Source organism: Parapedobacter defluvii, assembly GCF_014642075.1.
GTDB classification, from domain to species: Bacteria; Bacteroidota; Bacteroidia; order Sphingobacteriales; family Sphingobacteriaceae; genus Parapedobacter; species Parapedobacter defluvii.
In genome coordinates this window covers 157952-175795 of the sequence record NZ_BMIK01000007.1, presented here as the reverse complement: position 1 = coordinate 175795, position 17844 = coordinate 157952, and the positions used below count along the sequence as shown (strand labels likewise).

Sequence of the window (17844 nt, the reverse complement as noted above, 5' to 3'; positions counted from 1 at the left end):
TCATGACGAAGGACCACATCATTGATATTCAGGAGCTCGCGCGTGAATTTATTGTCGGGGCGCAGACCGTACGTGCACTCAAAGGCGTGTCGTTTTCCGTCTCGCCGGGCGAATTCCTGACGATCATGGGCAGTAGCGGCTCCGGCAAATCCACGCTGCTCAACATACTGGGATGCTTGGATAAACCCACTTCGGGTACCTATTTCATCGATGGGGTGGATGTACGCAAGCGCGACCGCAACGAACTGGCCACGATCCGCAACCAGAAGATCGGCTTCGTGTTTCAGGCGTACAACCTCCTGCCGCGTACATCGGCCGTGGAAAATGTAGAACTTCCTCTGCTGTACCGGCCGGGGCTGGGACACCGTGAGCGGCGCGAACGGGCCATGCATGCGCTGGAACAGGTGAAGCTGGCCGACCGGTTCGATCACACGCCAAGCCAGCTGTCGGGCGGGCAGCAGCAACGTGTAGCCATCGCACGGGCGTTGGTGAACGAACCGGTCATGATCCTGGCCGATGAGGCCACGGGAAACCTGGATACACGGACATCCTACGAGATCATGACCCTGATGCAGGAGTTGAACCAGCAGCAGCAAAAGACCATTGTCTTTGTAACCCACGAACCCGATATCGCCGCTTTCAGCGGACGCACGTTGATGCTCCGCGACGGCCGTGTACTGCGCGATGGCCCCAATGAAACCGTCCGTTCGGCCAAAGAAATGCTGGAATCGCTGCCTCCGGCCGATGATTATTAGTTTTTTCAACACAGGATTATGAATTTCGCAAACCTCATACGAATCGCACTCATCGCCCTGCAGCGCAACAAGCTCCGGGCATTCCTGACCATGCTGGGCATCATCATCGGCGTAGCGGCGGTCATTACCATGATGTCTATCGGCGAGGGATCCAAACAGAGCATACAGCAAACCTTTTCCAGTATGGGATCCAACATGATCACCGTGATGCCCTATAGCAACATGGCCATGCCGGGCGGCGTGCGGCTGGGGGCTTCCAGCGTACAGACCCTCACCATAAGCGATGTGGAAAAGATCCGGCAGGAGGTGACAGATATCAGTGCACTCTCACCGGGCGTTTCTTCCAACGGACAGGCCATCAAAGGGGCGAATAACTGGCCGACCAACATCCAGGGCGTATCGCCCGATTACCTGCAAATACGGAAACTCAGTGTCCGCGAAGGCAGCAACCTAACCGAGGAACACGTACGTACCTCGGCCAAGGTCTGCGTGCTCGGCCAGACGGTGGTGGACAACCTGTTTACCAACGGTGAGGATCCGATCGGCCAGATCATCCGCTTCGGCAACATTCCTTTCCAGGTGATCGGCGTGCTGCAGCCGAAAGGGCAGAATACCTTCGGCCAGGACCAGGATGACATCATCGTGGCGCCCTATACGGCCGTGATGAAACGGGTGCTGGCAACCATTTATCTGCAGAACATTTACGCCTCGGCAACAACGGAGGCCGTGTCTGAACAGGCCACCGAAGACATCATCCGTGTGCTCCGCGAAAACCACCGCCTGCGTGAAGGACAGGAAAATGACTTTGATGTGCGTACGCAGGAAGAACTGATCAGCATGCTGAGTTCCACCAGCGGCATGATGACGACGTTGCTGACGGCTGTGGCCGGGATTTCACTCGTCATCGGCGGTATCGGAATCATGAACATCATGTACGTGTCCGTGACGGAACGGACGCGCGAGATCGGCCTGCGCATGTCCTTGGGAGCCAAGGGAAGGGATATCCTGCTCCAATTCCTGACCGAGGCCGTGATGATCAGCATAACGGGAGGCGTGATTGGCGTAGTGCTGGGCATATCGGCTTCGTTCGGCATCGGCTCCCTGCTTTCGTGGCCCACGATCCTATCACAGACATCCATGCTGATTTCATTCTTTGTCTGTGCATTCACCGGCATGTTTTTCGGTTACTATCCAGCAGTGAAGGCATCGAAACTGGATCCTATTGAGGCGCTCCGGTACGAGTAGTTGAAGTTTCCGCCGGGACGTCAAACCGGTAATCGATGACCGCATCGCCCGCCCATAGCTTGCCTCCTTCCTGCCGGATTTCAGCTCCCGCAGGCACTGCCACCAACACCGCTGCTCCCGCTGCAGGAAGCTTCACTTTTGCCTTACCAGATACGTTATGGGCGACGAAACGGGCCTGTACAGCATCGTAAAGGTCTACCTCGCCGCTTTTGAAAGGTAACGAAAGGATCACTTCGCGATCCTCGTCATAGGGGTTGTAGCAAAGGTAACTGGGGTAGGCCTTGTCCCGGAAGAAATCCGTGGCCAGCAGGTCGAGCTGCAGGATGCCTTCCACATCGGTACGTTGGATGATGCTGCCGAACACACCCGCGTGGGCACTTCCGTATACACTGAACTGCGATACTTCGGGGTTTTTGCCGGGAACCCAGTTGGGGCCATCGCCCTGGGCGACCGGCGCCGGGATGTGTTTGTACCGATCAAATGTCGATTCTTTCACCAGTCCTTCGTAGCCGATGACGCCTTTGGTCGTTGCAGCGAGTTGGGGAATCGTCTGGTGCTCGGCCGGCATGTATTGCGGATAGAACAAGCGGGCGGCATTGGCGGCATGGAGCATCCATTTGCCAATGGCGCTGGCATAGGATTGGTCATACCGGACCATCGGCACCAATGGGATGGCGGTATCAAAGGTATTCATGAGAAACCCATATCCGCCGTGGTCTACCGTGCTGCCTACGATGCCGGAGATATCAAACCCATTCCATCGGCCCACCAGAACGCCCCAGCCTTTGCGGCATACCGACGTGCCGTCAAAGGTCCATCCGAGAATCTTCTGTATGTCGAAGTCCGTGCCCTGCTCGGCATTCATCCGTGCGGCGGTATAGGCTCCATAGGGCATCAGGATTTCGTAGAAGCGATTCTCGGATTGCGATTCGAGTGCCCGCTGGGCCCGTTGGGCGGCTTCCAGGTAGCGCTTATCGCCGAACTTCCGGTAGGCGCCATATAGCACCCATGCGTGGCCGGCGGCTGCATCTTCCTGTGCGCAGATCCAATTGGATTCGGGTTCCATCCGTGCATAGTCGAAAAACGTATGGCTGTAATTGCCCGCCAGTACCGAGTCGGCCCGGTAAAACTGCTCGGCAATACGGCGCGCCAGCGTATCGAAACCGGCTTCGTTGGGATAGCGGTCGTAGATGGCGTAAAACAGCATGTTGGGGTAAACGTCATACCACCAATCGCGCCCATAGCCGCCGCCCAGCAGCGCGACTTCGGGGGCGGTGTTGTTCATCATGATGTTCCACCCGTTGTCTTTGTTGAAGTAATTGCGCAGCATGCCCACATAGTTCATGCCGTCCTTCCGCTGCTTGTCGATGCCGACCAGGGTAGCCCCAAGCACGCCTCCCATCGTGGCCAGCGATTCATGGAACATGCCCTTGTTGTTTTTCAGGCCCTGGCGGGCATCCCCCATGGCGGTATACAACCCCAGCGTGGGCTGGTTGAAGTTCTTATGGGTGCTGTCCATCCAGATCAGGGGCCAGTATTCACCCTGCGCGTCAAAATCGTATACGGTGCTGTCATAAGCCACGGCCATCGCCCGCCAATCGATTATTTCAAGCGGCTGCGGCAACTGTGCCATGGAGTCGATGCGCGGCAGCCGTTGCTGGGCTACCGGAGTGCCCTGGATGGCAGCGGGTTCGGAACAGGAGGCCAGCCACAGGCCGGCGACGAATAGAAAGATCGTATTTCGGAACATAATCAAGTTAGTTTATCGGCTGGCAACTGCTTACTCAGCTCGGCATTGCCACGCAACAGGCGTTTGGCAACAAAAATAGAACATAATTGCAACAACGCAATCAGAATGATGGCGTATCGGAGCGCGGCTTCTTCGCTCACGTAGACGGCCAGTGCGATGAACGTAAACGCCCCGAGTAGTCGGCCAGCATAAAGCCCCGCTTCGTGGTTGAGGATGTAGGCAAATTCATGGCGGTTTTCAATGCGCTTCAGGATATCGATCACACTGAACTGGATGGGGAAATAAGCCAGATCCAGCAACGGTTTGGCAATCAGCAAAAACAGCATGAAGAGCAATACGCCCATGGCGTCAAAAAACACGCCGTTGATCACCGCGGCCAACGCGAAACAAACCAACCCGATGGTAAAGATGAGCAGACGGTGTGAAGGTTTGGTGCGGCGGCCGAGGATATACATGATGATCGCGGCCACAATGGCCCCGGCTGATTGTGCCGTGCCGAGCGCACCTTCCTGTCCCACCAGCCGCATGATCAGCATGGCCGGGGCCGTAACCAGGAACCCTTGGGCAAGTCCCTTCAGCGCGGCCAACAGCAGCAAGCGGTACCATTGCCGATGAAATTTGAAATAAATGAAGCGCTGCCGGGCAGGATTGGTGAACGTACCGCGGAAACACATCACCGAGGCGATCACCGTGGTGATAAATACCGCGAGCGTTACGATGCGGTAGGCGGCATTGGCCTCCCCGCCGGTATGGCCCACCCACTCGATGAACCATCCGATACCAATGGGTACCAATACGGCGATAATCGTATAAAAAAAGGTTTCCAGCCCATAGTAGTAATTGCGGTTCCCGTCGTGTGTGATGGATAGAGCCAGGTAATCCCGGTTGGCCCAGTAGAATCCGAAAGACATACCCATGGTCAGCCCGGCTACGGCGATACCGGCGATATCCAATGTTTTCAGTGACATCATAATCGTCATCGACACCGCACTGAGCATCATTCCGACGGAATAGAGCGTTTTGATGTTGATGCGGTTGAGCAGATACCCGTTGAGCAGGAATGTGAGCGGAATACCTGTATAGATCGTAAGCTGGTAGACTACCACCTTAACCGGGTCGTTGGAGTTGCGCATGACGTAGGCGGCTACGAAAATGTCAATGACCGGCAAGACGAAAGCGTAGATCAAATTGGTCAGTACCAGCACCCGGAAGTTACGCGGTTGCTGCCGGAAATGGGCGGCCTCTGCCTGAAGTTTTTTGAACATATTTATACGGTTACATCAAAGGGTATCGAGGATTTCACGGACGGAAAAATGGGCGCCGCATACATATTCATCAGCAGCACCGTAGTAGATGGTCAGCCGATCGCCGTCAACCACGTGCCCGTTGGTAAACACGACATGACCGAAAAATCCGGTCGTCTCATACGGCGCGGTAGGTTCCATGATGGGGTGTTCGCTCCGGCCAAGGACAACCGAGGGATCGTTGAGGTCGAGCAGCAGGGCCCCGAGGCAATAGCGGTGGTTGGCGTCTGCTCCATGGTAGATGGCCAACCATCCCTTATCGGTACGGATGGGGGATGCTCCGGCTCCCACGCGTTGGCTGTCCCAATATCCGGTCCGTGTGCGGGCGATCAGCTTATGCCCGCCCCAGTGGATGCCATCGGGCGAGCTGGCGAGCCAGATATAATTGCCACCGAGGTCGACACTGCTGGGGCGGTGGAAGGCATAGTAACTGCCACCGATCCTGGCCTCGAACAATGCACAGTCCTTGTTATGGGGAGGGAAAATCAAGCCGTGGTGTACAAAGTCCTGCCAGTTTTGCGTGGTGCGCAGTCCCACGGCCACACCGTTGGGCGACACCGCGGTAAAGGTAAGGTAGTAGTCGGCGCCCAATTGGCTTACGCGGCAATCTTCGATGCCGAACGTTTCGTACAGTCCCTGACCCCACAAAGGGCCATAACCCGGCCCTTCGCGGAATACGACGCCATCTTCGCTGCTCAGTAGCCGCAAATGCGAAAGTGTGGTCAGGTAATCCACACCCCGGAAGTTGATGACCCGCGGATCCGAAGCGTCGAGGTCCGGATCGTCGGCCGGCAGGGTGATGATCTCCATGCCGCCTTCGGGTTTCAGTACCGGAAAAGACAGGATACCCGCCCGCTGCGGGGGGCGCTCCGCAACACGGACGATAAGCCAGGTTTTGCCCTGATACCGGAATACACCCGGATTGAGCAGGCAGGCAATCTCCAGCCCCGGTGTGGAGGGCTGGAGATCCGCTGGCGATAACAGGGGATTTTGTTCGAAACGGATGGATAGATCAGAATTTGTTGACATCTGCTAATAACCTTGGTTTTGCGTGATGGAACCCGCGGATTTGTCTACTTCGCCCTGCGGGATCGGATAGAGGTAATTGCGGTCCTGGAAGTTTTTGCCGAGGCCGGTCAGTACCGCTTTTGCCGTGCCCCACCGGCGCAGATCGCTGAAGCGGTGGCTTTCGAAGCCCAGCTCTACACGGCGCTCGTGGTCAAGCCACTGCTGTACCTGTGCCTTGTCAGTTACTGCTGCATTCCGGGCGGGCAGGGTACCTGCCGGGGCCGTGCCTCCGCCGAGAACCGGTGTGGTACGTGCCCGTGCTCGGATGTCGTTGATGATCCCTACGGCTTCGGCATAATTGCCCAGTTCGTTGTAGGCCTCGGCTTTCCAAAGTAAAACGTCTGCCCAACGGATATAGACCCGGTTGTTGGGCGCATCTTCATTGCCTTTGTTCCCATCGTTGGTTGCTCCGAGCAACTTATAGACATTTCTGTTTTCGGTGTCTACCGTGTAGGCCAGCCGGGGATCGTTGGGTTCGAACTCCGACAGGAAATCTTCGGAAGGAGCGATAAATCCCCAGCCCATCAGAGCAGTGAGTCCGTTGCCCCGGCGGGGTACCGTTCCCGAGCGGTGGTCATACGCGAAGATCACTTCGTTTTCGGTAAACTCCTTGGCCACATCGAAGGCATCAAAGTAGTTGGTGTTCAACTGGTAATAGCCAAGCTGTTCCAGTGCAGTAACCTTGTCCACCACGGTTTGCCATTGGCGGTTATAAAGCGCTGCTTTGGCTTGGAGAGCGATTACAGCACCCCGTGACGCACGCCATGGCTGGGCGGCATCCGCGTATTTGGTGGCGGGCAAAAGCTCCTCGGCACGGGAAAGGTCGGTCGCGATCTGCTGCCAAACCTCTTCAGCGGGCTGACGTTTGGCGGCCTCATAAATCTCGTTGAAATCGGTAAACGGATGGGTCAGGATGGGTACGTCTCCGAAGTTTGTGACCAACCCAAAGTTGTTGAAGGCACGGAGGAAATACATCTCGCCCAATAACCGATTACGCAAGGACCCATCCATGCCGATCTCAGTCATCAGCGCCTGATCTTCCAACTGGGCAATGGCCCGGTTGGCGCGGGTGATTCCCTCAAATCCATAGGCCCATACGCCGTTAAAGGCGGGATTCATGGATGTAAAATTAAACGAGCTCACTTCATCCATCCACGCCTGGTCACCGTCGGGCGCCCATTTTTTTAGCATATCGCCCGAAGCGATGTCTTCGATGATAAAGTCATTGCGGACGACCAGCCCATTGTCCCAATCCCAGTCGCCCAATAGGTTTAGGGTGGTGGATAAGGGCACATAAGTTGCATCCACCAGGGCCGACACCGTGGAAACGGATGGTTGAGTGGTAATCATGTCTTCATTGATCTGGCCGATGGGAGGACGGTCCAGGTATTTTTCGCAGCTGTTCAGTGTCAGGGCAGCAATAGCTGCAGTAGCACCGGTAACAAATATCTTTTTCATGGTTTCCTTTTTAGCTGGTTTTTAGAAGGTAACATTAATGCCGAAAAGAAACGCCCTGGATAGCGGATAGGTACCCATATCCATGAGATCCGTTGATTCAGGGTCCAGTCCGGTATACTTGGTATGTGTAAACAGGTTTTGACCCGATGCATACAGGCGTATGTTCTGTACACCCCAATTTGCCTGCTGCAGCAGGCTGCCAAAGGAGTAGCCCAGTTCGACGTTTTTCAACCGCACATAGGAGGCATCTTCCACAAAGATGCTGGAAATGCGGCTGCTGCCGTTATCCGTGAAGCTGACACGCGGAATGCTGTTTGTGCTGCCTTCGCCATTCCAGGCACCCAATACCGCAGTGGTATAGTTAAACGGACGGGTATCGTAGTCGAGTATTTTCTTCGCATCGTTATAGCGGTCGATCCCAGAGACACCCTGAACCAATATCGCCAGGTCAAATCCCTTCCATGCGCCGGATAAATTGATACCATACGTCAGGTCCGGAATGGGGCTGCCGATAAAGGTGCGGTCTACGTCGTTGATGATGCCGTCTCCGTTGAGATCCTTGAAGCGGATATCCCCCGGCACAGCCGATGGGTTAGCGGTACCGGACAGGTGTTGTGAAATTTCGGCCGTATTTTGATAAACGCCCTCCATGATAAAGCCGTAATAGGCATCCAACGGATGGCCCACTTGGGTACGGCTTACCGTACCGGAGATATAGGGTAGATTACTGTGCAGTTTTTCCACCTCGTTTGTGAGCGTTGCCAGGTTTGCGTTCAGGGCATAACTGAACCCTCCGGAGGTGCTGCCCCGGTATCCGGCACCGAACTCGAAGCCAGCGTTGCGTACTTCTCCGGCATTTACAACGGTGGGATCTACATCACCTCCCAGGCTGGGCAGGCTGATGGGCAGCAGAATGTCTTTGGTCTGCTTGATAAAGTAATCCGCTGTGAGGCTTAGTCGGTTGTTGAAGAAACCGGCATCCAGACCGACGTTGTGCTGCGTGGTGCTTTCCCAGCGCAGATCGGCGTTACCATACCGGGCTACGACGAAATTATCACCCTCCTTGCGGTACAGCGTCATGTAGTCGTAATTGCCCAGCGAAGCTTGATTGCCCAGCGATCCCGTACTGAGGCGAAGCTTCAGATTGGATAACCAGTCGATGTCGCGCATGAATGCCTCGCGGGAAATGACCCATCCGGCAGAGACGGAAGGGAAGTAACCCCATTGATTGTTCTGTCCGAAACGTGAGGACGCATCGGCCCGCAGGTTGGCGGTAAGCAGGTACTTGCCATCGTATACATAGGTGGCCGTTCCGAAGAGGGAGAATAAGGCCCATTCGGAGCCGATGCCGCCGTTCCAAAGGTCGAGTTCCGTACCACCCAGGTCGATATAGCGGAACGCATCGTCTTCGTATTCAAAGCGGCTTCTGGATACGTTGATGGACGAACCTGTGAAACGGATAAATTCCGTCCCGGCCAGGGCATTGAGGGCATGTTTGCCGCCGAACACCTTGTCGTAACTCAGCGTGTTGTTCCAGGTGAAGGTGAAATCGTCGCCACGGTCTTCGTTGAGCGTGTTGGGGCGGTTCTGGCGGCCCAGTCCTTTGTCGGTGTCGTTCCCGCCGCCATCGTCATCGCCGAAATTGCGGAAGAAGGCTTTGTTGTGATTGAAGTTGAGATCGGCACCGAAGTTGGTTTTAAATTTCAACGATTTGTCGCGCAGCACATCGAACTCGGCAAATACATTGCCGAACGTCTTAAACTGCGAACGGGTATTGTCCGTGAAGTAGGCCAATGCGATGGGATTGGAGGTCAGCTCATATTGGCTCCGCTGATCGGCACCCACACCTTTATAAAAAGGCAGGTCGGTAAACGGATCGTCTGCCGTATAGGTCGGATCGGAAGGATCTTTATACACGCTTAGGACGGGAGGCCTCAGCAGCGCATGCCGGATGATTCCCGGCGCATCGCCGCGGGAGGAAAGGGGGTTCCGCTGCTCGTAAGACAATTGTAAGTTGGTTCCAACCCGCAAGCGATCCGTAAGGTCGCTGTTTATGTTGGAACGGAAGTTGAGCCGCTCATATGTATCGTTGTCAAACACAACAATACCGTTTTGCCGGTAATAACCTCCCGAAAGCAGGTACCTTGTTTTTTCGGTTCCTCCGCTGGCTGTCAGTTGCACGTTCTGTGAATGACCGGTCTCAAAAAGTTCGTCCAGCCAATCGGTGTTGGCCAGATCGGTACGGTTCTTTTCGGCTGTATACGGATTGGTGCCACTGTAACCGGCATTATTCCACGCTTGTTCAAGCGTATTGAGATACTGTTGGCTATTGAGCATCGTGGGAAGATCGGCTACGCGCTGTACCCCGTTGAAATAGTTAATATCCAGGGTTGGTTTGCCTGCCTTGCCCTGCTTCGTGGTAATAACCACCACCCCGGCTGCTGCACGGGCACCGTACATTGCCGCCGCAGAAGCATCCTTAAGGACATTCATTGATTCGATATCCTGCGGATTGATGAAGGTGAAATTTGTTGAAGGTACGCCGTCGATAATATACAGCGGGTCATTACTGCCGATGGTGCCCACACCCCGGATACGGATGTCAATGGGATCGCCGGGAGCACCGGTAGCCTGGCTCACCTGGACACCGGCCACCTGGCCCTGCAGTACCTGTCCGATATCGGGTACCCGCCGTTTTGCCGCGGCTGCCATATCCACACTGCCCACTGCACCGGAAATATCCGTGCGGCGTTGCGCGGTATAGCCCACTACGACCACTTCATCCAGGTCATTGGCCGAAGACTGTAGGGTCACGGAAACCGTACCCGCGTTGCCCACGATGATCTCCTCGGAGACATACCCGATGAAGCTCACCAAAAGGACATCTCCCGGGGAGGCGCTGATCGTAAACGATCCATCGTTGCCGGTACTTGTTTTTTGTGTACCACCTTTTCGTTCCACGGTGGCTCCGGCAAGCGGAAGGCCCTGTTCATCCACCACGCGCCCATGGATGGGTTGTTGCGCCGCATAGGCGGAACCCAAGGTAACTGCCAATACCAACAGGGACACAAATAGCTTGTTAAATAGTTGATTAATTGGTTCCATTCGTCATAAATTTAATATAGCACAATTGGTAACCACAAATGTAAGATCAGGGTTGTAGCAAGGACTGTACTATAATCTCAATTTTATGTACAAACGGTTAAAATATCTGTAAACAAGTGTGTTATGTGTTGATTTGGGTGCGAAATCGATACTCGTTCGGCGAACACCCATAGTGTTTTTTGAATTCCCGGAAGAAATAGGACTGATTGTTAAATCCGGTTTGGTAAAAGATTTCGTTGATCGTGAGCGTAGTCGTAGCCAATAAATGCGTGGCTTGTTTGAGCCGGATATGGCGGATAAATTCGGCAGGCGTCATGCCGCTGATGATCTTCAGTTTCCGGTAGAGCTGCATCCTGCTCATCGATAAAGCTTCTTCCAGTACGGTGGCGTTCAGTTCGGGATCTTCGAGGTGCTTCATGATTTGGGCAACCAACGGCTCAAGGAAGCGCTCTTCCTCGGGATTGCCGGTATGGATCACTCCTTCGATTGAATCGGCCTGCAGGAAGCGTTTGTGCAGCCGTGCCTGCTGTTCAAAAAGGTTTTTCACCCGGATGAGCAGGTGACTGGCGTGGAAAGGTTTGGCGATATACGCATCTGCACCCACCTGATAACCTTCGTTGCGCTGCTCCAGCGTACCTTTTGCGGAGAGGATGATAAAGGGAATGTGACAGGTGGCAGGCGTATTTTTCACCTTGTCGCAGAGGGTAAGGCCGTCCATACCAGGCATCATCACGTCACTGATGATCAGATCCGGTGGATGCTGCTGGAGTACACCGATGGCTTCGATGCCATCGGAGGCTTCGTAAACGATGTAATGTGTTTTAAGTACCTCACGGATGAGAAATCGGATTTCCTGTTCATCTTCTACCACCAATACGGACTTTTTATGGGCCTCGGTGAGCTTTTCTAGCAATGCTACCTTATTGTAGGCTGCTGAATCCAGTGAGTGGGTAGCCGGCGTAGCCATTTCGGTATAGATCGGTGCAATGGACGTGTTGATCTCTGCCGGATGGAACGGCCGTCCTTCGGCAGGTATGGGCAGGGCGACATCAAAGATAATCCATCCTTCTTCAATGGAGGCGTGGATGCGGCCGCCCAGCACACCGACGAGTTCCCGTGTGAAGGCCAGCCCGATACCGGTGCTGTAGGTACCGGAAACGCCGGAACGCCGGCTCTGGAATTGTTCGAAAATGCGTTCGCTTTCCTCCGGTGCCAGGCGGCATCCGGAGTTGGAAACCTGCAGAAGCAGCGTGGATAAGCTAACATCCGTGCGTGCAGTAAAGGTAACGTGCTGGAACATCCCTCCGTGTTTGAATGCGTTGGACAGCAGGTTGAACACAATCTTTTCCAGTTTATCGCTGTCCACGGCAAATTGCATTCCGTCGGGTATGTGCAGTTCGTAGGTGTTCTGTTGCCGTACACTCAGGGGTTTAAATACCTCACAAAGTTTGGACAGCAACGCCGAAACGTCTTGGAGCTGATACTCTGCGGTGAGGTGTCCGGCCTGGGCCTTGCGGAATTCGAGCAGCTGGTGCACCAGGTAGGTGAGCCGCGAAGTCTGTTGTTTCAATAACGCAACCAGGGGCTGCGACCTGGCAGATCGGGGCGGTGTGGGATCGCCCTGCAGGTTTTCGATTTGCTCGGCAACGCCCACGAGTAGCGTGAGTGGGGTCTGTAATTCGTGGGCAATATTCGTAAAAAAGGACAACTGGCTTTCGTGTAGCGCTTCGTCTTTTTCGCGGAGTGTCCGTTCCAATTGCAGCCGGTGCTGGATTTTAAGCTTGTTTTTACGGCCGATATACCACCAATAGGCTACACCCGCCAGCGTGAGCAGCGCACTTAATGTCACCGGCCAGGTTTGCCACCAGTACGGGTTGACCTGCACGTCCATTACGGGGGTTGCTTCGGTCCACATGCCGCTGCCGTTGGACCATTTGATGAGCAGCCGGTACGTGCCGGGCGGAATGTTGCTGTAACTGATGTGCCCATCCGAGCGGTCGTATTGCCAGGTTTTATCATGCCCTTCCAGCATCCAGGCAAACTGGCACCTGTCGGCGTAGAGGTAGCTGAGTGCATGTACCGTTGCGGAAAAATAATTGTCTTTGCGCGATAGCGTAACCTGTTGTTCCATTCCTTTCCGGGGGCGGAGTACCCAATACTGGCCTTCGTTTAATCCCCGGTTGCCCAGTTGCAGGCTGCGGATGATCGCATTGGGCAGCAGCGTATCCTGGGGGATCTGCTGGGGGTGGAAGTAGCTGAAACCGTAGATGCCGCCGAAATAAAGGAATCCAGCAGGGTCTTTCCATACAGCACCGTCGCTGAACTCGGCACGGTGCAACCCATCGTTTTCCTGAAACTGCACCACCTGGCCGCTGGAGGGATCGATCCGGGCCAATCCCCGGTTGGTACTGACCCAAATGTGGCCGAAGCCATCGGCGGTAATAGCGTGGATGGTGTTGTTGGGCAACCCCTCGGCGGCGGTGATACGCTGGAAAACCGGTTCTCCGCGGGTAATGTCGGTAAGCGATAGCCAATTCAGGCCGTAACTGGTGCCCACCCATAGGCGGTCGTGCGTGTCGCGGTACAGCGAGAGAACGTCGTTGTTGCTGAGGCTTCCTTCGTAGGTAAATGCCTTGAAATTGATAATATGGCCACTTTTTTTGTCCAATAGCGATAGTCCACCGTAGCGGCAGGCAACCCATAGCTGGTCGTTCCGACCGAAACACAGTGAATAGACGATGTCATTTGCCAATCCCTGATTCGAGGTTTTGTATCGGTACTGTTCGATGAATTCAACATGCAGGTCGCCGTGATGCGAGCGGACGACGCGCAGGTGCAGCAATCCATAACCGCTTGTACCCACCCACAGTGTCCCATCGGGATCTTCGAGGATGGCATATACGGATCCGAATGCCGGGAAGTCGGCGTGGCCATCCAACTGTGTCCAGTTAGCCAGTTGTTTCCGGCGCGGGTCATAGATGCTCAGACCACTTCCGTCTGTGCCAATATACACCAGGTCGCTCTGTATACCCTGCACGATGGTAAATACATCCTGGTTGACTAGTTTGCCGGTGAGTCGATTGTCCCAGGCAACGTTATCTGCGTTTTGAGGAGCAAAATCGGACAGGATGGATATGCCACCTCCTTTTGTGCCTACCCAAAGGTCGCCGCTGATTTCGGCAAAAGCACGGACGGGGGGACGTGAAAAGGCATCGGAAGAGGATAAGGTACGGAAAGGCGTATTGTATTGCGAAACGCGGACAAAGCCGTTGCCATCCGTGGCCACCCATAGCAGCTGTTCCGGCCCGTTTGCCGCCCACCCGCGTATCTTCATCCCCTGCAAAGGTTGCAAACCCGCAGCCGGGGGTTGGGGTGCGAAAGAGACATCGAATGTACGCAAGCCTTGGGTAGCCAGCGCTACATAGTAACGCGAGCCGTACCAGGTGATGGCACTGACGGCACTCCCAAGATCAGCCACCTGTTCCAGTTCGAATGTACCGGGGTCAACCCGGTAAAGCATACCCTTTGGGTCACTTAAGAACAGGAAACCGTTTGCGAGATGTAGCCGTGATACAGATGTTTCGGCCGCCGGAAGGCGATGTGCCAAGTGAAAGCCATCTTCATTGAGCGTGTAGGCGGCGATTTCACCTGCTTCCGTACGTACCCAAAACCGGTTGACCGCGTCGATACTGAGATCCGAAAGGGTGCCGGTAAGTCCGGGGAGCTTACAGCTGACAAATGTGTCGCGCCCCGCATCGTAGCGCATCAGGGTTTCTGTAGGGGTGCGGGCAAACAAGCGGCCGTTGGTATCGGCAATCAGGCCAAAACCATTTTCACCGATCCCCTGCCCGCGTCCTGTTCCGTAAAAATAATGCTTGAAAGTGCCGGTTAATTTATCGTAACGGGAAATGCCTTCTACGGTACTGATCCATATGCGGTGGTCGCGATCTTCCAGCAATCCCCTAACAATGTTGCTGATCAGTCCCTGTCTTGCGTCGCTGCCGCCGAAGTTGAATACGTGAAATTCCTGCCCATCGTACCGGTTCAATCCATCCCAGGTACCTATCCAAAGCATTCCGTCGCTGTCCTGCAGCAAGCAGTTCACCGCACTGTTCGACAATCCATAGCGGTTATCCAGTTGCAACAGGGTATAAGCCGATTCGTTGGATTGGGAAAAACCGGGTAGCCAACTTGCCCAAGCAAGTACCAGTGTCGAAATGATTGTTGCTGCCCGACGGAAGTGCATGTTCAAAGTTACACATTCCCGTGCAATCCAGCGTATGGCCGCTACTTGTTTAGGATCTCTACCACCGGTTGCCCGATGTTGCCGTTGGGTTCTTCGATATGGAGCAGTGCGGCCACCGTAGGAGCAATGTCGGTCATGTGTGTCTCGCGGTTGGTACTGCCATGTTTGATACCCCAGCCCATCATCACAAAGGGAATGTGTGCATCATAGGAAGCCCAGGTGCCGTGCGTAGTGCCCCTTGAGCGGGGCGACCCGCTGTACCATTGGGGATCAAGGATGATCTGGATGCAGCCACTCCGTTTGGGATTATATCCATTGACAATACGCTCGCGGATGCGTGCGGGGATACTGGATGAGCCGGCATTTTCCATATCCGTTACGAAGGATACGCCTTCGAGTGTACGGAGAAATTTGATGGCTGTTTCCCTGATGTCCTCTTCGTCCAGCTCGTTTGCCTGAATGATGTCGTAATCCAGGTGCACCTGATAATTCATCAGGCTGCGAACAAGCTTTTCCTGCCCGAATTTTTCGGCCAGCAGTGCATTGAGGCCAGTCAGGGCGTTGCGTTCGTCAAAGTACCCCGCATTGCCGCGTTTGTCCAAAAAGAACAGTGGATTGTGGGACGCCCCGTGGTCTGCCGTAAGAAACACCGTATATTCTCCTTTGCCTACATGCGCATCGAGATAGGCAAAGAAAGCTTCCAGCTCTTTATCCAGCCGGAGGTAGGTATCTTCCACTTCAATCGCATTGACGGAAAACTGGTGGCCTACATAGTCTGTGGAAGAAAGGCTTACGGCCAGGAAATCCGTGAAACCGCCTGGGTTGTTGCCCATCCGTTCGTTATCAATAGCAGCCTTCGCCAAATCCAGCGTAAAGGTATTGCCGAACGGCGTGGAGCGGATAAGGCCTAAACCATTGTCTTTAATAAGGGGGCGTAGTTTTTTGGGGAATACCGGTGCTTCTTCACCCCGGTAGGTCGCTTCGTAGGCGTTATCGTCTTCGATGCTTTGGGTATAGGTTTCGATGGGATACAGGGTATTCCAGTCCTGTTGCAGGTATTTTTCGGCGAGTTTCTGTGCATTGAATTTTTTTACCCAATCGGGCAGATCCTGCATGTAGAAAGTGCTGGAAATCCAATCACCCGACTTCCCCTCAAACCAATAGGCAGCATCGGCAAAATGCCCCGCAGGAAGAATGCCTCCACGGTCTTTGATGGCGATACCAATGACCTTTGAGTGAAAGTTGGTGGCCAGTTTGAGCTGGTCGGTGATGGTTGATACAAGCAGGTTCCGTGGGGATTGCTTCCCTTCGGCCTGATCGGTGCCCACACCGCTCACGTTGTCATCCTGGGTACAGTACATGCGTTGCCCCGTCTGCTGGATGATGAAATCATTACCCGCGATGCCGTGTATAGCGGGAACGCTGCCTGTATAAACGCAGCTGTGCCCGATCGCTGTATAGGTAGGCACATACGGGATATAGGTATTTTCACAGGAAAACCCTTCATTCAGCATGCGTTTAAATCCGCCTTCGCCATACCGGTCATAAAAGCGGTACAGATAATCCCAGCGCATCTGATCAACCATAATGCCCACAACCAGTTTCGGTCTCGGAACCGACTGTTGTGCATGGGCATGCAGTGTAAATAAGCTTAACGCTACTATCGCTACACGTAATTTCATCGACTTCATTGTAAGTTGGTGTGAAAACAGCTAAGGTAGCAAATCCTGGCGCGAAATGAAAAGCAAACCGTAACAAGCCTGTTGCATAAAACCTAGATGCGAAAAACAAGCGCCCAGTTTAGGTAATCGGCTTGCATCCGGTGCATGTAGAGCGTGCTTTGCAAACCGATATTGGGAGTAATATAGTAACGTAGGGCAGACGTCCAGTACCATTGGACACCGTGGAAACTATTATAATGAAGGTATTTACCAAACATTCCATTTATAGCAAATCGTCCCAACGCTACTTCAGCGCCGGCACTGGTACCAAGGCGGATGCGATCGTATGACGATCCGTAATATTGAAAAGTTTTCTCAAAATTACCATCAAATACCTGATGGTAATAGACCATGTCCAATCCAGCCTTAAAACCAACGGCTTGGTTGAGGTAATAATTATAACCGCCATAAACGCCTGTGCGCCAGAATCCGCCACTGGTGCGGTATTTACCCCGTTGGCCGACACCGACAACCAATTCGCCGCTGCTGCCTACAATCGGTTGGAAATTGCTGCTTCCTGCCGATGGCGTATGCTTTGCATGGCCCAGCGCAGTTTTGATACCAATGGAACCATTGACAGTATTGATTCCGCCATTGGGGATTTTCAATCCACCATTGGAATAGTGGAGTACGTTGGCCGCAGCTAAGAAGCTGGTACGGTTGCTTACTGGTATTTCGAGGCCCAACTCGGCGGAAAGCGCCAGGTTCAGGTGGCTGCCCACGGTGGTGGTAGCCGGTTGGGTTTTAATGGTCTGGGTAATATAGGTAAGGCCTACTCCGGGTGTAAGGAGAAATTTGACCGATCCTGCTTGCAACAGTTGGAAATCCACTTCACTCAGCAAACCAATCGCCATCCCATGTGTATAAGCCTGGCTCTCCACGATTTCCGTCATATGATCCATGTTATGCCACAAAACCCCGAATGACAACCCTTTGGCGTTGAGTAGGTTTACCCAAGCCTGACTACTCGCCGATAAGTCGCGGTCATAGCTGGCATGGAGCCCATATAGGAAGTTGCGATTGCCCCCCCCTGTGTTGGCCATATCGAGTCCATAGGTGGGCTTAATTGAGAGCGCATGAATGGATGGGGGTTGCTGTGCCCGTCCGGTAGTCAGGCATAAAACTAACCAGACAATCACCGTTGTTGTTAGCTGCGGGAGTCGATTGTTTTCCATGGTACTATATCGGTGGC

General features: G+C 54.1%; 10 protein-coding genes. 2 read left to right on the top strand and 8 right to left on the bottom strand.

What is annotated here, in order from left to right; genetic code table 11:
- Positions 1-2 precede the first annotated feature (2 nt).
- Together IEX60_RS12180 and IEX60_RS12175 are read left to right on the top strand one after the other, a co-directional pair.
- Positions 3-755 carry an ABC transporter ATP-binding protein gene (locus tag IEX60_RS12180; RefSeq protein WP_188750983.1) on the top strand — a complete coding sequence of 251 codons (753 nt, stop codon included), beginning with the start codon at positions 3-5 and terminating at the stop codon, positions 753-755.
- An 18-nt stretch (positions 756-773) separates the two neighbouring features.
- Positions 774-2000, top strand: a complete 1227-nt coding sequence (locus IEX60_RS12175; protein WP_188750981.1) for an ABC transporter permease — start codon at positions 774-776, stop codon at positions 1998-2000.
- Here IEX60_RS12175 and IEX60_RS12170 read toward each other — a convergent pair.
- From IEX60_RS12170 to IEX60_RS12135, 8 genes are all read right to left on the bottom strand, one after another.
- Entirely contained in the window at positions 1975-3750 is a 1776-nt protein-coding gene (locus IEX60_RS12170; protein ID WP_229717546.1) for a hypothetical protein, read from the bottom strand. The genes IEX60_RS12175 and IEX60_RS12170 overlap by 26 nt on opposite strands.
- A gap of 2 nt (positions 3751-3752) precedes the next feature.
- A complete protein-coding gene (locus IEX60_RS12165; protein ID WP_188750979.1) occupies positions 3753-5015 on the bottom strand; it encodes an MFS transporter in 1263 nt (420 codons plus the stop codon).
- A 15-nt stretch (positions 5016-5030) separates the two neighbouring features.
- Positions 5031-6083 (bottom strand): glycoside hydrolase family 130 protein, encoded by a 1053-nt coding sequence (locus tag IEX60_RS12160; protein ID WP_188750977.1) that lies wholly within the window; start codon positions 6081-6083, stop codon positions 5031-5033.
- 3 nt (positions 6084-6086) lie between these two features.
- Positions 6087-7580: a RagB/SusD family nutrient uptake outer membrane protein gene (locus tag IEX60_RS12155; RefSeq protein ID WP_188750975.1), complete on the bottom strand. Its 1494-nt coding sequence runs from the start codon at positions 7578-7580 to the stop codon at positions 6087-6089.
- Between the two features lie 21 nt (positions 7581-7601).
- Complete coding sequence (locus IEX60_RS12150; protein WP_188750973.1) at positions 7602-10685, bottom strand: SusC/RagA family TonB-linked outer membrane protein; 3084 nt, start codon at positions 10683-10685, stop codon at positions 7602-7604.
- A 121-nt stretch (positions 10686-10806) separates the two neighbouring features.
- Positions 10807-14931 (bottom strand): hybrid sensor histidine kinase/response regulator transcription factor, encoded by a 4125-nt coding sequence (locus tag IEX60_RS12145; protein ID WP_188750970.1) that lies wholly within the window; start codon positions 14929-14931, stop codon positions 10807-10809.
- A 41-nt stretch (positions 14932-14972) separates the two neighbouring features.
- Positions 14973-16613, bottom strand: a complete 1641-nt coding sequence (pafA, locus tag IEX60_RS12140) for an alkaline phosphatase PafA (protein ID WP_188750969.1) — start codon at positions 16611-16613, stop codon at positions 14973-14975.
- A 92-nt stretch (positions 16614-16705) separates the two neighbouring features.
- Positions 16706-17827 carry an acyloxyacyl hydrolase gene (locus tag IEX60_RS12135; RefSeq protein WP_188750967.1) on the bottom strand — a complete coding sequence of 374 codons (1122 nt, stop codon included), beginning with the start codon at positions 17825-17827 and terminating at the stop codon, positions 16706-16708.
- Positions 17828-17844 lie beyond the last annotated feature (17 nt).

What these genes read in the sequence shown, in the direction of transcription:
- IEX60_RS12145 (WP_188750970.1), bottom strand. Translation starts at nt 14,931, where the DNA reads ATGCACTTCCGTCGGGCAGCAACAATCATTTCGACACTGGTACTTGCT.
- IEX60_RS12155 (WP_188750975.1), bottom strand. Translation starts at nt 7,580, where the DNA reads ATGAAAAAGATATTTGTTACCGGTGCTACTGCAGCTATTGCTGCCCTG.
- pafA (WP_188750969.1), bottom strand. Translation starts at nt 16,613, where the DNA reads ATGAAATTACGTGTAGCGATAGTAGCGTTAAGCTTATTTACACTGCAT.
- IEX60_RS12175 (WP_188750981.1), top strand. Translation starts at nt 774, where the DNA reads ATGAATTTCGCAAACCTCATACGAATCGCACTCATCGCCCTGCAGCGC.
- IEX60_RS12160 (WP_188750977.1), bottom strand. Translation starts at nt 6,083, where the DNA reads ATGTCAACAAATTCTGATCTATCCATCCGTTTCGAACAAAATCCCCTG.
- IEX60_RS12150 (WP_188750973.1), bottom strand. Translation starts at nt 10,685, where the DNA reads ATGGAACCAATTAATCAACTATTTAACAAGCTATTTGTGTCCCTGTTG.
- IEX60_RS12165 (WP_188750979.1), bottom strand. Translation starts at nt 5,015, where the DNA reads ATGTTCAAAAAACTTCAGGCAGAGGCCGCCCATTTCCGGCAGCAACCG.
- IEX60_RS12170 (WP_229717546.1), bottom strand. Translation starts at nt 3,750, where the DNA reads ATGTTCCGAAATACGATCTTTCTATTCGTCGCCGGCCTGTGGCTGGCC.
- IEX60_RS12180 (WP_188750983.1), top strand. Translation starts at nt 3, where the DNA reads ATGACGAAGGACCACATCATTGATATTCAGGAGCTCGCGCGTGAATTT.
- IEX60_RS12135 (WP_188750967.1), bottom strand. Translation starts at nt 17,827, where the DNA reads ATGGAAAACAATCGACTCCCGCAGCTAACAACAACGGTGATTGTCTGG.